Genomic DNA, 13,669 nt, shown 5'->3' on the forward strand with positions numbered 1-13,669 from the left:
GGCACGCTGCAACAGGAAGGTTGCCCGAGGCTTGGCGGGCCAGCGGCAGATATGCAATCCTCCGCCAGAAGGTACGCCCCCAGCGGCGTTACCGTCTACGCGTTCCGCTGCCGGCGACGCGGCATATCGCGGCAAAATTCGTCTTCGAACACCGCATCACAGCTGGAGAGGCCCCATGTCGACCTTGCGTGTTTCCCTGCCGGCTCCCATGCAGGCGTGGGTCGATCAGCAAACCGAAAGCGGCCGCTATGAGGATGGCGGGGACTATGTCCGCGACCTGATCCGGCGGGACCAGGAACGCGCAAGCAAGATAGCGGCGATGCAGAACAGGATCGACGAGGGTCTGGCAAGTGGCATCAGCGACCGGACTGTCGCTGAAATAGCGTCGGACGTTCGCGCATCGCTCGGATAAAGCCGAAGGATCGTGAGCTACAAGCTCACCAAAGCGGCGGATCAGGACATAGCCAGTCTTTACCGGACGGGTATCGAACGGTTCGGTATCAATCAGGCCGATCGCTTCCTGGCCGGGCTTGTCGACACACTCGACGTCATCGCGTTATTTCCGATGATCGCGCGAGAGCGGCACGAACTTGCGCCGCCGCTTCGTGTTCACCGCTACCGTTCTCACCTCATTCTCTACTCAGTCGAGAATGAAGATGTTCTCATCGTGCGCGTCCGGCATGGACGGGAAGATTGGGAGAACGAGTGAGCGTGCCGCTCAGCCCTCCATTTCGGCGCGCAGCATTTCGAGTTCCAGCCACTCGTCCTCGGCTTTGGCAAGGGCCGCGCGGCTGGCTTCGATCGTCTTCACCAAAGCCTGGAAGCGGTCGGGCTTCTTGGAGAACAGCGTCGGGTCGGCCATCTCGCCTTCAGCCTTGGCGATCTCCTTTTCCAGCCGAGCAATTTCCTTCGGCAGGTTCTCCAGCGCGAATTTCTGCTTGAAGCTCAGCTTGGCGCTGCCGCTGCCGGAAGAACGCGTCGCATCGCTGCGGCCGGCTCCCGTCGCCGCCCCCTCCGACTTTGCGGCCGTCGGCTTCAACGCCTGACGCGCCTCGCCGCGCCGCTGCGCCAGCATGTCGGAATAGCCGCCGGCATATTCGATCCAGCGGCCGTTCTCGGCCGGCGTGATCGTGCTCGTGACCGTGCGGTCGAGGAAGTCGCGGTCGTGGCTGACGAGGAGCACGGTGCCGGGGTAGCCGGCGATCAGCTCCTGCAGGAGATCCAGCGTCTCCATGTCGAGATCGTTGGTCGGCTCGTCGAGGACGAGGAGGTTGGCGGGGCTGGCCAATGTCTTGGCCAGCAGCAGGCGCGCCCGCTCGCCGCCTGAAAGGTTGCCGACGGGCGTGCGGATCTGCTCCGGCGAGAACAGGAAGTCCTTGAGGTAGGAGACGACGTGGCGCGGCTCGCCATTGACGATGAGCTGATCGCCATGCCCCTCCGTCAGCGCGTCCGAAACCGAGGTGTCGTCGCGCAGCGCCGCGCGCTTCTGGTCAAGGAAGGCAAGGTCGAGATTGGTGCCGGTGCGGATCGAGCCGCTGTCCGGTTCGATCTGGCCGATCAGCATCTTCAGGAGCGTCGACTTGCCGGCGCCGTTCGGGCCCACGAAGCCGATGCGATCGCCGCGCAGGATGCGGGTAGAGAAGTCGTCGACGAGGGTGCGGCCGTCATAGGCCTTGGCGATATGCTTGGCTTCGATGACGAGCTTGCCGCTTTCGCGCGTTTCGCCGGCCGCCATCTGCACCTGGCCCACGGAGCGCCTAGCATCGCGCCGGTCCTGGCGCAGCGTATGCAGCGCCTCCAGCCGACGCTGGTTTCGGGTGCGCCGCGCGGTGACGCCGTAGCGCAGCCAGTGCTCCTCGCGCACGATCTTGCGGTCGAGCTTCTGGAGGTCGCGCTCTTCCTCCTCCAGCAGCTTGTCGCGCCAAGCCTCGAAGCCGCCGAACCCCTGATCGAGGCGGCGCGTCGTGCCGCGGTCGAGCCAGACGGTGGCGCGGGTGACGTTCTCCAGGAAGCGGCGGTCGTGGCTGATCACCACGATGGCGCTCTTCAGCGAGCGCAACTCCTCTTCCAGCCATTCGATCGTCGGCAGATCGAGATGGTTGGTCGGCTCGTCGAGCAGGATGATATCGGGCTCGGGTGCCAGCGTGCGGGCGAGCGCCGCCCGACGCGCCTCGCCGCCGGAGAGATGCGCCGGATCGGCGCCTTCGGAGAGGCCGAGCGCCTCCAGGCAGAAGGTGACGCGATAGGGATCGTCGGCCGGGCCGAGACCGGCCGCGACATAGGCGCCGACGGTCCTGAAATCGCCGAAGTCCGGCTCCTGCGGCAGGTAGCGCACCGTCGCGCCCGGCTTGCGGAAGACCTCGCCGCCATCGGCCTCGACCATGCCTGCGGCGATCTTGAGCGCCGTCGACTTGCCGGAGCCGTTGCGGCCGACCAGCGCGATGCGGTCGCCCGGCAGGACGTTGAGTTCGACGTCGGTGAGAAGCGGCGTGCCGCCGAAGGTGAGGCGCACGCCGTCGAGGCGCAGAAGCGGAGGAGGTGCCATGCCGGGCTTCTAGAAGGTTTCGCGCCCGGGCGGAACCTGTCTCTGCGCTTCTGACACTGCCGGCGGACGATCCGTCACGCCGGGTGCGGCGGCGGCGGCGGTCCCATCAGCGGCGGCGTGCTGAGCGGCTCACCCTCGCCCCGCGTGGTCAAGGCGGCTGGTGCCGGCGCCGACACCGATGGCTCCGCTGCTGATGTGCCTGAGGCATTCGCTTGGTGACCATCCGCAAGCTGGCCGTCTTCCGCCTCTGCCAAACGCTCGGCCTCGGCCAGTTCGCGGTCGAGCCGCGCCTGCTTCTCGGACTGCGGCTTGGAGAAGCGGGCGAGCGCGAGATAGACGACCGGCGTCAGGAACAGCGTCGCGAAGGTCGCGAGACCCAGCCCGCCGACGATGACGTAGCCAAGGGCGACACGAGCCTCTGCGCCGGCGCCGTGAGCGATGATCAGCGGCACGCCGCCGACCACCGTCGCGATCATCGTCATCATGACCGGACGCAGGCGGATCATCGCGGCTTCCTCGATCGCCTCGCGCACGTTCATGCCGCGGTCGCGCAGCTGATTGGCAAATTCCACCACCAGGATGCCGTTCTTGGCCATGATGCCAACGAGGAGCACGAGGCCGATCTGGCTGTAGAGGTTGAGCGACTGGTTGAAGAAGGCGAGCGCAAAGACTGCGCAGGCAAGGCCGAGCGGCACCGTGGCGATGATGATGAAGGCGGACACGAAGCTTTCGAACTGCGCCGCAAGCACCAGGAGGATGATGACGATGGCGAAGCCGAAGGTGATGATGAGGCCGCGCGAGGTGTCCGTCAGCTCGCGCGCTTCCGCCAGCGGAATCAGGCGCTGACCGGGCGACAGCACCGTGCCGGCAAAGGCCTGCAGCTGCGTCCAGCCTTCCTGGATGGAGAGTCCCTCCGGCAGGTCCGCCTGCAGCGACACGGCGCGCGACTGGTCCTCGCGGTTCAGCGAGGGCGAGACCGCCTTTTCCTCCGTCGTGGCGATGGTCGACATCGGTACGATGCGTCCGTCTCCCGTCTTCAGGAAGATGTTGCGCATGTCGCCGGGATCGTTGACCGGATCGCTCGAGGAGATCAGCCGGATCGGGACGAGCTTGTCCTCGATATAGGTGTCGCCGATCTCCCGGCCGTCGAGCAGCGCCTGCATGGTGGTGGAGAGATTGTCGATGTCGATCCCGAGATCGGAGGCCCGCTCGCGGTCGATGACGATCGAGAGCTGCGGCTGACTGGCGTCGAAGGAGAGACGCACATTGCCCCAGCGCCCGTCCGCCTGCATCGCCGTCCGCAGCTTTTCAGCCGTGGTGGCGAGCTCGTCGTAATTCGGTCCGACGACCGCAAACTGCAGCCCCTGGCCGCCGCCGCGGATGCCGAGCGAGTTCGGCTGGATGACCGAGGCGCGCACGCCCGGAATGCTGGCGAGGCTACGGTTCATCTCCGCGACGATCGTCTGCTGGCTGCGCTCGCGCTTTTCCCAGGGGGCCAGCGTGATGACCACGAAGGCGGAGTTCTTCGTGCCGCCCTGTCCGATATTGGAGAAGATGCTGACAGCCTCGCCGCTATCGAGATAGGGCGCCATGACCTCCTCGATCTTGGCGACCTGATTGTTGGTATAGTCGAGGCTGGCGCCCTGCGGCGCAGTCACCCGCAAGAGGGCCACGGCGCGATCCTCGCTCGGCGTCAGCTCCTGCGGCAGGCTCTGGAAGACAATCCAGGCGACGAAGGAGACGACGCCTGCCGCGACGAAGACCAGCAGCGGGAAGGCGAGGCACAGGCGTAGGAGCACGCCGTAGAAGGCGGCCATCCGCTCGCCGAGCCGCATCGTGGCACGTGCCAGCAAGCCGTGCGGCTTCTGGTGCTCTTCCGCCTTCAGGAGCTTGGAGGCGAGCATCGGGCAGAGGGTGAGGGCGATGAAGGCGGAGATCGCCACCGCGATCGCCAGCACAAAGCCGAATTCGCGGAAGAGGCCACCGGCCTTGCCGGGCAGGAACGAGATCGGCACGAAGACGGCGGCCAGCGTCGCCGTGGTGGAGATCACCGCGAAGAACACCTCGCGGGTGCCGATCACCGCCGCCGCCTGCGGCTTGGCGCCCATGTTGCGCCGCCGCTCGATGTTTTCCAGGACGACGATGGCGTCGTCCACCACCATGCCCGTCGCCAGCACCAGCGCCAGAAGGGTGAGGATGTTGATGGAGAAGCCGGCGAGATAAATGAAAGCGACGACGCCGATCAGCGCGACGGGCATCGTCACGGCCGGGATCAGCGTTGCCCTGAGGTTCAGGAGGAAGAGGTAGATCACCGCGACGACGATGATGACGGCGAGGACGAGAGAATTCACCACCTCGTCGATCGAGCCGTTGATGAAGGTCGCGTCGTCGCTGGTCACCTGCAGGCGGACGCCGTTCGGCAGCGAGCCGTTCAGCTCGTCCACCGCGGCGCGCACGCCTTCGGAGATGTCGAGCGTCGAGGAGACCGCCTGGCGCACGACGCCGAGGCCGACGCCGGTCTGGCCGTTGACGCGCAGGCGCGAGGTGCCTTCCTCCGGACCGAAGCGCACGCTGGCAACGTCGATCAGCTTGGTGCGGTCATTGAGGGCGATCGCCTCGAAGCCCTCCGGGGTCGTGACGTTGGCATTGGCGCGCACGACGAGGTCCTGCGTCGGCGAGGTCAACGACCCCGCCGGCACGTCGAGCGCGACGTTGGCGAGGGCGCGCGAAACGTCCGCCATGGTGAGGCCACGGGTCGCCAGCCTGTCGGGATCGATGTCGACATAGATCAGCCGCTCGCGCGCGCCGGAGAGCTGCACGTCGGCGACGCCCTCGACGGCAGCTATGCGGTCGCTGATGCGGTCCTCGACCAGCGTCGTCAGATCCTCGATCTTCATGGTGGGCGCGACGACGGCGATGCGCATGATCGGCTGCGCGTCGGCATCCGCTTTGACGATGCGCGGCTCGTCGGCATCATCCGGCAACTGGTTGCGGATACGCGCCACCGCGTCGCGCATGTCGCTTGCGGCGACGTTCAGGTCGGTGGTTTCGGTGAACTCCGCCGTCACGCGGCTGGAGCCGAGCTGCGAGCGCGAGGAGAGGGAAGCGATGCCGGAGACGCGCGAGATCGCGCTCTCGATCGGGCTCGTCACTTCGCGGTCGACCGTATCCGGGGAGCCACCCTCAAAGTCCGTCGAGACCGAGATGACGGGATTGTCGACGTTGGGCAGCTCGCGGATCTCGATCGAGTTCAGCGCGGCGAGACCAGCGACGACGATCAGGGCGTTGAGCACGATGGTGAGGACCGGCCTGCGGATGAACAGGCTGGTGAAGGTCGTGATCGCGTCCGGCTTGCCGGGTGTCGCGGTCATCGGCCGGTATCCCCGGTCGAGGCAGATCTGTCAGCGTCGACGCCTCGGGCCTCGGCGAGGCTGACGGGCGCTTGCAGGGACGAGCTGCGTTCACCGCTGCCGCTGCGCGCCTGCGGTGTGCTCGATGGATCCGATACGCCGGCCGGAGCCTGTTGAGGCTGCTGCGGCGCGGCGTCCGGCTGGCGCGGCGTCTCGCGCTGAGGCTTGCTCCCCGCCTTCTCGTCACCGGGTTGATCGGCAATGCGCACCGTCACGCCATCGCGCAGCGACTGCACACCCTCCGTTGCGACGGCATCGCCCTCCGCCAGCGCGTCGGCTGTGACGAGCACGCGGTCGATGTTGCGCTCGACGATCTGCACCGGCGTCTTGGCGGCCTTGCCGTCGACGATCTTCCAGACATACGGGCCCTCGCGCTGCCACTGGATCGCCAATGGATCGACGGAGGGGAAGGTTTCGCCTGGGAAGGCGAGCGTCAGCGAAAAGGACATGCCGGGCCGCAGCTCGTCCGCCGCGTTGTCGAGCGTCGCCTCCGTCCGCAGGGTGCGGCTGGCCTCATCAAGGCGGCTGTCGATGGCGCTGATCACGCCGCGATACACCTTGCCGGCGCGCGCACTGGTGGCGGCCGTCACTTCGGCGCCGAGCTTCAGCTGCGGCACGAAGCTCTCCGGCGTGTAGAAGATCACCTTGACCTTCGAGCGGTCGTCGATGGTGGCGATCGCCGTCTGGCTGCCGATGAGATCGCCGACATCGACGTTCACGATGCCGACGCGCCCCGAGATCGGCGCGAAGATGCGCCGTTTCGACAGCGCCACTTCGGCCGAGCGCATGTCGAGCTGTGCGACTTCCAGCTCACGCTGCACGTCGCCGAGTTCGACGGAGGTGATGGTGCGGGCCGACTGCAGGCGCTTGTAGCGCTCCAGCTTGTCCGTGGCGGCCGCGGTTGCGATCCGGGCTCGGTCGAGAGCGAGGGTTTCAGTGTCGTTCTGCAGCGTGATCAGCGCCTGGCCGGCTTCGATGGCGTCGCTCGACTTGAAGCCAACTTCCGTGACGATGCCGGTCGAATCCGAGTAGACCGAGACGGACTGCACGGCCTCGCCGGTGCCGATCGCCTTCAGGCGGTCGCGTGTCGTCGCGGTGCGTACGGGGTCGCTGACGACCAGCGGCTCGCGCGAGCCGCGCCGACCGCCACCGCCGGAGCGGCCGTTGCCGCCTCCACGGCTGTTCTCGGCCGTCTCGGTGCCGCTCACCGGCGGCTCCTCGCCCGCAGGCGAGATGGCGGCCACGACAGAGCGCAGCGAAGCGGGCAGACCGCGCTCCGGCGCCAGCAGGTAGGCACCCGGCCGTGGATCGAAATGCAGCCAGGCGGTGCCGGCGAGCAGTGCCACGACGATGGTCACTACGATCTGCTTGAGGATGGCCATGTCGCTCGTCAGCTCGCCTGATGGGGGTCTGCAGCCCCCAACTTCGAAGGGCACGCTGACGATCCGTCACGATCTTGCGCTGCCTTGTTGATCAGGCAGCGATGCACGGGCTTATCGATAGACGAAAAAAAGGCCCGCGATACGGCGGGCCTTTTTCAAAATGTATCAGACGTGGCTTACTGGGCCGGCGTGGCGCCCGTCGCGGCCGGCGGGGTCTCGCCAGCGTCGGAGCGGAGCATCATGGTATCGCGGTTCTGCGCGAAGTTATCCTTGTTGTACTCCGGCGCGCTGTTCAGCTGATCACGCGTGAACTTGGTGTAGAGGTACAGCGAGCCGCCGCTGTCACGCATGAACTGCAGGTTGTCCATGGCAACGGCAACCGGCTTGGCGCCGATTCCGAGGAAGCCGCCGACATCGATGATCACGGCATCGACCTTGCTGTCCTTGTTGAGCGCGATGTCGCCGATCTCGCCGATGCTCTCATCGTTCGGACCATAGACGGTCGTGCCCATCAGGTTGTCGGCGGAGAGCTGAGCGGTATCCTCAACCGGCGTCATGTTGGCGCGGTCATTGCCACCGGTGGACGCCGTGGTCTCGCTGGCAGTGCCAGCAACGCCCGTCGTCGCCATGCCGTTCTGGTTAGCTGCCATGTCCGTGGAACCCGCGGCCGGAGCCGTGGCTGCAGTGCCGGAGTCAGCCATCGTGCCGGCTGCCGGAGCCGCTGTGTTGTCGGCCGTCGTCGCAGCGGTGTCGCTGGACGCGCCGAGCGTCGGCGAAGAGGCAGCGTTGTCGGCCGTCGTGGTCGTCGCGCTGTCAGCGGCCGTCGTGTCGGTCGTGGTCCCGTCGTTCGCGGCGACAGCTTCGTCGCGATCGTCGTCGAAGGCCGGAGCCTGCTCGAGCTGCTCCTTGGTCGCCGCAAGCACTGCGTGAGCGTCGCCGTCAGCGTCCTTGCCCATCTGGACGTTGGCGAAGGGGACCGCGACGTCCTTCTCGCCGATGCCGAGGAAGCCGCCTACACCAATCACGATCGCGTCGACCTGGCCCGAAGAGGCCAAAATCAGGTCGTTGACCTGGCCGATCGAGTCGGCGTCGTCAGCCGGGCCGGTGTAGATGTTCTCGCCGATGATCGTCTCGGACAGGTACTGATCAGCGCCGACGCTCATGGCCTGACCGGCGTCAGCCGCAGCCGTTTCGGTGCCGGCGGCAGGCGCTGCCGGAGTGGCCGGGGAGGTTGCCTCGGCCGTCGTGGTCGTCGTGGTGGCGGCATTCTTGTCGACCGGCGCAGCGGCAGTGCCGGCCGGATTGGTCGCCGGCGTGGTGCCGGCAGCGCCGTCAGCGGCAGCCTGCTGCTGCGGCTCGGTAAAGGTCGGCGCGCTAGCCAGTTCGTCCTGGCTCGCCGTCAGAACGGCGCGTACGTCGTCGCCATCCTCATCAGCCATCCAGCTGATCTTGTCATAGGGCAGGGCGATGACACGCGACTGGTCGCCGATATTGGCGTCGATGATCACCGAAGCGACCTTGCCGTCAGCGCCGATAAGGAAGTTGTCGATCTCACCGACCGACTCCGCGTCCTCGGCCTGGCTGGCATAGACGTTCTTGCCGGTCAGGTCGGAAGCGAGACGCTGCTCGCCGCTGAGGGTCTGGATGTAGCCGGCCTGGACAGCGCCAGCATCGGCCGTGGTCGCGGCCGTATCGGCCGTCGTAGCGGCGGTGTCGGCCGGGGCCGCGGCGCCCGCGCCCATCGTACCAGTCTGCGTGGAAGACTCCGGCTGGGCCGCCGGCGTCTGCGTGGAGTTGTCCTGTGCCAGGGCACCCGTCGCGATGACGCTCGCCAAGGCCGTGGTAGCCAGAAGTTTGCGGATCATGGTAGGATCGTCCTTGTCTTTTGTGTTCCGAAAGACACGTCGCGGGGGTCGGTTGTGAGAGGCAGGCCCCTGCGACGGCTATTCCAGGTTAAGTCGTATGCCGGCTATTCGGTTCCGGCTTCCGCTGCAGAAATCGCGTCCCGGAGGGGCGTCGACTCCTTCGTCGAAGACCGTTGGTCACGATGCATCATGCGATCCGCCGTCATGCGACGACGAGGATGCCGAGAAGCAGCAGTGCCAGCAGTCCGACCAGCACGATGAAGATGAGGATCTGCGCAAGCCCGGCAGATGCACCCGCGACGCCGCGGAAGCCGAGCAGGCTTGCCACTGCGGAAACAATCAAAAGGATCAGGATCCACTTGAGCATGAGGCGGGTATCTCCCTGAATTGCGCAGGCCGTGCCGGACTGCTTCTTACGAACGCCCACGCAGCGGCGGTAGTTCCCGGCGCAATGGTTTCAGTTGCCGACTTCTCCTTCTCTTGGCGATCGAGGGTCGACGCCATAGATCAGGCGCGCCACAGGTACGGCTTGGCTTAAGTTGGTCGAGTCGGCTCGGCCGCGGCTGGTCGCAGCCTTTCGTCACGACGTCTTCGCCGGATGCAGCCGGCTCCTCGAACGCAGGCAGGATCCGATGCGCGTCCACGTCATCCTCAATCGTCACGGCGGGACGCTGAGGACCACCAATCTCGACTGGCTTTCCGATCTCATCGTCGGCGAATTTGCGGTGCACGGCCACCAGTGCGTCGTCGAGGCCTTAGCCGGAAAAGGCGTCGTCGCCGCCATCGAGGCGGCGGCCAAGCGCAACGACATCGACGTGCTGATCGTCGGGGGCGGCGACGGAACCGTTTCTGCGGCGGTTACCGCATTGACCAAGGGCACGATCGCACTCGGCATCCTGCCGGTCGGGACAATGAACCTTTTTGCCCGAACGCTGCAGATTCCGCTCGACCTGCAGGGCGCTGTAGCAGCGCTGGCGACGGGCCAGATCACCGAGGTCGACGTGGCGAGCGTGAACGGCGAACCCTTCGCCCACCAGTTTGCGCTGGGTCTCCACGCCCGGATGGTCCGCATGCGTGGGCGGTTCAAGTATGGCTCCCGCATCGGCAAGATAGCCGCTACGCTGCGCTCCATCATGATCGCTCTGCGGCGGCTGCCGGCAATCGAGCTGGAACTGGAGCTCGACGGCGAGACGCGACGCGTCAGGACGCCCGCCCTCGCGGTCTCCAACAATATGTACGGTGAAGGGCACATCCCGTATGCGGACGATCCGCGAGGCGGGATCCTCGGCGTCTATATCTGCGAGACGCGGGACGTGCGCGCCATCGCCCGGCTGACTTTCGACATCATGATCGGCAACTGGCGGCGCAATCGCTCGCTCGGCGTCTACCAGGCGAGCAAGGTGACGATCCGCTATTTCGGCAAGAGCCATGACAACAGGGCGGTCATGGATGGAGAGCTGGTACGGCTGGAGCCGGTGTCGGAGATCGAGCTTCACCCGAAGGCGCTGAAGGTTCTCGTTCCGGCGGAAGCGACCTACCTCGACTGACCACCTACCTCGACTGACCGTCCGCCAGTTCGGCGGCGGCGAGCCTGGGAGGCGTGAACAGAGCCGCGACGGGCGGCATCTCGACGGCCGCGTCGATATCGTCGAGGGGAGTGGGGTCAGCGCTCGCGGCGATATTCGCCGGCGGCGTCAGTCGTGTCCCGATCGGTGGCGCTCGCATCCGCATCGTCTTCGGAAAGGTCAGCGCCGTAGAGATGCCCGCCTTCTGCGAGCATGGCGAGGGCGTCCTGCAGCTTGGTGCCGAGCGGCTCGTATTCGCTGCCGCGCTCCAGATGCTGCTGCTCGGCAAGCCGGCGGCCGAGCTCCTGCAACTGCGCCTGGCGCTGCTCGAACGGCATATCCGGGTCGTTCAGGATCGCGTCGATGGCGGCTTCGCTGAGGTCGTTCGCGCTGTCGCCATAGGCGATCGGGCTTTCGGCAGCGGGACCTCCGGCTGGATAGGCGACGCTGGCGTCGGGTGTCACCCCGCCGCCGAAGCGCAACGTCGGGCTGGGCGAAGGCTGCTCCACGGCGGCAACAGGGCCTGCCAGGCCACCATTCATCTGATCGCGCTCGGTTGTCATCGCCACCTCCATGTGGAGTGAAGCTGCGCACCAAACAGGCGCAGATTCACTCAGTCGTAGCGGCCGATTACTGACCGGCCGGTGCGCTGCCAGTCCCCTGGTTCGGCGCGACGACCGAACCAGTGCCCGCGGTGCCGGTGCCCGTTCCCGTATCGGCCGGCGGCGTGCCGGTGGTGTCGACACCGGCTTCGGTGCCACCCGTCGAACCCTCGCCGGCCTCGGTCGCCGCGGGCGTGCCGAGGCTCTCCTCGGGAAGGGTCTGCCCATAGAACTGGACCGCGATAAACGCGACCACCGCAAGCGCGAGGCCAATGATCAGGATCATCAGCACGGGCGTCCCCTTGTTGCCCTGACGGGCCTTATCGGGTTCCAACCGTGGCATTGTCGTTCCTCCGTTACCGGCCAGTCGGCGGCCGCATCGTTGTTGGTCTTCGTCTGAAAGCCGGACGAACGGCGGTCAGCGGTAACGCCGACCGGTCACGAGACGCCACACGCCGAAGGCGCCGGCGGCGGCGACCGGCACAAGCATCAGGCTCTTGTGACGGCGTGCTGTGCGAAACAGCTCGGGTGCATGCGACAGCGCCGCAACACTGGCGATGGAGGCGATGTCGCGCTGCAGCCGATCGTCGGCCCGCTTGTGCGGCGGCCGCCTCGCGATCACCGCCATGATCCAGAACAGGATCACCAGGAGAAAGGATCCCCCGGCAAAGCCGAGCGCGGTCGGTAGACTGCCGTAGCGCTGCTCCAGAAAGATGTAGAGGGCCGCGAGCAGGAAGCCGATCATGGCGAGTGCGAAGGCCGCCATCACCGCATAGAGCGCCATGACGCGGCGCATACGCGCGAAAAAGACGCCCGCCTCGCCCGCGATGAGCTTGGTGACCAGCTGGGTCAGCATGGATTAGTTCTTGAAGATGCGGGCGTAGAAATATCCAACAGCGGCAGCGATGAGCACGCTCTTGATCGGCTCGGCACGAACGCGCTCGCTGATCTGCGCCTCGAGATCGGACGCTGCATCCTGCGCCTGACGCAGATACTGCTCGCCGCGCTCGCGCACATCGTCCCGCAGCGCGAAGGCCTGGCGCTTTGCGCCTTCCGCTCGCTCGGTGGCCAGAGACTTCAGCGCATCAGCGACGCCGGCCACATCCTCGCGCAGGCGTGCGACCTGCGTCTCGAGATCGCCGTTCGTGCTGGCGTTGTTGCCGTTGTTTTCGAAGCTGCTGGTGTCGGACGGCATTCTGAGACCCTATACGCTGGGATGCGAGCCGTGTCGGCCGCACCACTGATGATCGAGAGGCCTGCCAGGCCTTCTCTCACAATGGGCGAGGCGGCAAAGAAGTTCCCGCCTGCAACCATTTTGCATATGGCTCACGCTGCGGGAGCGACGCCGATGATCTGGGAGGAGATCGCATCCGGCCCGTATTCGCCATCGCCTTCCAGCGCCAGCAGATCGGCGATCCGTGTCCGCGCCCGGGAAACACGGCTCTTGATGGTGCCGACGGCGCAATTACAAATCTCGGCCGCTTCCTCGTAGGAGAACCCCGACGCGCCGATCAGGATCAGAGCCTCGCGCTGATCGTCCGGCAGCTGGTCCAGAGCCTTGCGGAAATCCTGCAGGTCGAGATGACCATGCTGCTCGGGATGGCCGGCGAGCTGCATCGCATGGATACCGTCGACATCCTGGACCTCGCGGCCCTTCTTGCGCATCTGCGTGTAGAACTCGTTGCGCAGGATGGTGAACAGCCATGCCTTGAGGTTGGTGCCGGGCTGAAACGTGTGCTGCTTGTCCCAGGCCTTGACCAGCGTCTCCTGCACCAGATCGTCAGCGCGGTCGAAGGACCCCGACAATGACGCTGCAAACGCGCGCAGATTGGGGATGATGGAAATCAGTTCCCGACGGAACTCAAGCGCTTCACTCATCGCCGGCTACTCGCGATCTGCCTTCGAGGCCCGTTCGGCTGCATCAAGAGCATCGAGGAGCGACAGGAAGCGGTCGGGAACAGGCTCGCTCGCAACGTCGTCGTAATACGCCTTCAGGCGCTTTCCGATCGCCGAATTCGGTCCGAGCTCGGTCCCGCTCTTGGTGGAAGCTTCCGAATGCGACATCTGCAAGGTGGCATCCTCATGTTCACGATCGTCCATCACCGTACTCGATCGCTCGGCGTCTGATGGTTGGGAAGGCAACGCCATCTCACTCGCTTTACTCGTTTGCTCTCAGTCACTCGAGGCATCTTCTGTTATCTGTAGCGGGACAACCGTTTCGCAAGGGACGCGATGCCGCATCGTCTTGCACGACGGGCAGAGCGCTCCATCTTAGTTCACAGAAAATTCGCAATGCGCCC

The 13,669-nt window shown here is 66.0% G+C and carries 14 protein-coding genes; 3 read left to right on the plus strand and 11 right to left on the minus strand.

The annotated features are described in order from the left end of the window. Positions 1 to 175 precede the first annotated feature (175 nt). A complete protein-coding gene (locus tag C0R46_RS06370) occupies positions 176 to 412 on the plus strand; it encodes a type II toxin-antitoxin system ParD family antitoxin (RefSeq protein WP_102958777.1) in 237 nt (78 codons plus the stop codon). A gap of 12 nt (positions 413 to 424) precedes the next feature. After that, on the plus strand, positions 425 to 709 hold the full coding sequence (locus tag C0R46_RS06375) for a type II toxin-antitoxin system RelE/ParE family toxin (RefSeq protein ID WP_102958778.1): 285 nt from the start codon (positions 425 to 427) through the stop codon (positions 707 to 709). 9 nt (positions 710 to 718) lie between these two features. Here the strand turns inward: C0R46_RS06375 and C0R46_RS06380 are convergent, their stop codons facing one another. The 5 genes from C0R46_RS06380 to C0R46_RS06400 form a co-directional block, all read right to left on the minus strand. Then, positions 719 to 2,545, minus strand: coding sequence for an ABC-F family ATP-binding cassette domain-containing protein (locus C0R46_RS06380; protein WP_102958779.1), 1,827 nt, complete (start codon positions 2,543 to 2,545; stop codon positions 719 to 721). A 74-nt stretch (positions 2,546 to 2,619) separates the two neighbouring features. Next, a complete protein-coding gene (locus C0R46_RS06385; protein WP_102958780.1) occupies positions 2,620 to 5,916 on the minus strand; it encodes an efflux RND transporter permease subunit in 3,297 nt (1,098 codons plus the stop codon). Continuing rightward, on the minus strand, positions 5,913 to 7,337 hold the full coding sequence (locus tag C0R46_RS06390) for an efflux RND transporter periplasmic adaptor subunit (RefSeq protein ID WP_102958781.1): 1,425 nt from the start codon (positions 7,335 to 7,337) through the stop codon (positions 5,913 to 5,915). The genes C0R46_RS06385 and C0R46_RS06390 overlap by 4 nt, the downstream gene beginning before the upstream one ends. 176 nt (positions 7,338 to 7,513) lie before the next feature. Next, the gene (locus C0R46_RS06395; protein WP_102958782.1) at positions 7,514 to 9,202 is read right to left on the minus strand and encodes a PRC-barrel domain-containing protein; all 1,689 of its coding nucleotides are present in this window, start codon (positions 9,200 to 9,202) and stop codon (positions 7,514 to 7,516) included. Between the two features lie 202 nt (positions 9,203 to 9,404). Continuing rightward, the gene (locus C0R46_RS06400) at positions 9,405 to 9,569 is read right to left on the minus strand and encodes a DUF1328 domain-containing protein (RefSeq protein ID WP_102958783.1); all 165 of its coding nucleotides are present in this window, start codon (positions 9,567 to 9,569) and stop codon (positions 9,405 to 9,407) included. Positions 9,570 to 9,834: 265 nt separating this feature from the next. Between C0R46_RS06400 and C0R46_RS06405 the strand changes: the two genes are divergently transcribed. Next, positions 9,835 to 10,749, plus strand: coding sequence for a diacylglycerol/lipid kinase family protein (locus C0R46_RS06405; protein WP_102959229.1), 915 nt, complete (start codon positions 9,835 to 9,837; stop codon positions 10,747 to 10,749). 116 nt (positions 10,750 to 10,865) lie between these two features. Here C0R46_RS06405 and C0R46_RS06410 read toward each other — a convergent pair whose 3' ends face one another. The 6 genes from C0R46_RS06410 to C0R46_RS06435 form a co-directional block, all read right to left on the minus strand. Next, on the minus strand, positions 10,866 to 11,330 hold the full coding sequence (locus C0R46_RS06410) for a hypothetical protein (protein WP_157944566.1): 465 nt from the start codon (positions 11,328 to 11,330) through the stop codon (positions 10,866 to 10,868). Positions 11,331 to 11,397: 67 nt separating this feature from the next. Then, positions 11,398 to 11,712: a hypothetical protein gene (locus C0R46_RS20745; RefSeq protein ID WP_157944567.1), complete on the minus strand. Its 315-nt coding sequence runs from the start codon at positions 11,710 to 11,712 to the stop codon at positions 11,398 to 11,400. A gap of 75 nt (positions 11,713 to 11,787) precedes the next feature. Next, the gene (locus tag C0R46_RS06420) at positions 11,788 to 12,225 is read right to left on the minus strand and encodes a hypothetical protein (RefSeq protein ID WP_102958785.1); all 438 of its coding nucleotides are present in this window, start codon (positions 12,223 to 12,225) and stop codon (positions 11,788 to 11,790) included. 3 nt (positions 12,226 to 12,228) lie between these two features. Then, positions 12,229 to 12,564 carry an ElaB/YgaM/YqjD family protein gene (locus C0R46_RS06425; protein ID WP_102958786.1) on the minus strand — a complete coding sequence of 112 codons (336 nt, stop codon included), beginning with the start codon at positions 12,562 to 12,564 and terminating at the stop codon, positions 12,229 to 12,231. A 131-nt stretch (positions 12,565 to 12,695) separates the two neighbouring features. Beyond that, complete coding sequence (locus C0R46_RS06430; RefSeq protein WP_102958787.1) at positions 12,696 to 13,247, minus strand: sigma-70 family RNA polymerase sigma factor; 552 nt, start codon at positions 13,245 to 13,247, stop codon at positions 12,696 to 12,698. A 6-nt stretch (positions 13,248 to 13,253) separates the two neighbouring features. Beyond that, positions 13,254 to 13,469 (minus strand): NepR family anti-sigma factor, encoded by a 216-nt coding sequence (locus tag C0R46_RS06435; RefSeq protein WP_245413450.1) that lies wholly within the window; start codon positions 13,467 to 13,469, stop codon positions 13,254 to 13,256. Between the last annotated feature and the right edge of the window lie 200 nt (positions 13,470 to 13,669).

Origin of the sequence: Mangrovicella endophytica, from assembly GCF_002893625.1 — a bacterium.
In the GTDB taxonomy this organism is placed as follows: Bacteria; Pseudomonadota; Alphaproteobacteria; order Rhizobiales; family Rhizobiaceae; genus Mangrovicella; species Mangrovicella endophytica.

Excerpts from the sequence above, each read along its gene's own strand:
- C0R46_RS06370 (WP_102958777.1), top strand. The coding sequence starts at position 176 with ATGTCGACCTTGCGTGTTTCCCTGCCGGCTCCCATGCAGGCGTGGGTC.
- C0R46_RS06380 (WP_102958779.1), bottom strand. The coding sequence starts at position 2,545 with ATGGCACCTCCTCCGCTTCTGCGCCTCGACGGCGTGCGCCTCACCTTC.
- C0R46_RS06385 (WP_102958780.1), bottom strand. The coding sequence starts at position 5,916 with ATGACCGCGACACCCGGCAAGCCGGACGCGATCACGACCTTCACCAGC.
- C0R46_RS06390 (WP_102958781.1), bottom strand. The coding sequence starts at position 7,337 with ATGGCCATCCTCAAGCAGATCGTAGTGACCATCGTCGTGGCACTGCTC.
- C0R46_RS06395 (WP_102958782.1), bottom strand. The coding sequence starts at position 9,202 with ATGATCCGCAAACTTCTGGCTACCACGGCCTTGGCGAGCGTCATCGCG.
- C0R46_RS06400 (WP_102958783.1), bottom strand. The coding sequence starts at position 9,569 with ATGCTCAAGTGGATCCTGATCCTTTTGATTGTTTCCGCAGTGGCAAGC.
- C0R46_RS06405 (WP_102959229.1), top strand. The coding sequence starts at position 9,835 with ATGCGCGTCCACGTCATCCTCAATCGTCACGGCGGGACGCTGAGGACC.
- C0R46_RS06410 (WP_157944566.1), bottom strand. The coding sequence starts at position 11,330 with ATGACAACCGAGCGCGATCAGATGAATGGTGGCCTGGCAGGCCCTGTT.
- C0R46_RS20745 (WP_157944567.1), bottom strand. The coding sequence starts at position 11,712 with ATGCCACGGTTGGAACCCGATAAGGCCCGTCAGGGCAACAAGGGGACG.
- C0R46_RS06420 (WP_102958785.1), bottom strand. The coding sequence starts at position 12,225 with ATGCTGACCCAGCTGGTCACCAAGCTCATCGCGGGCGAGGCGGGCGTC.
- C0R46_RS06425 (WP_102958786.1), bottom strand. The coding sequence starts at position 12,564 with ATGCCGTCCGACACCAGCAGCTTCGAAAACAACGGCAACAACGCCAGC.
- C0R46_RS06430 (WP_102958787.1), bottom strand. The coding sequence starts at position 13,247 with ATGAGTGAAGCGCTTGAGTTCCGTCGGGAACTGATTTCCATCATCCCC.
- C0R46_RS06435 (WP_245413450.1), bottom strand. The coding sequence starts at position 13,469 with ATGGACGATCGTGAACATGAGGATGCCACCTTGCAGATGTCGCATTCG.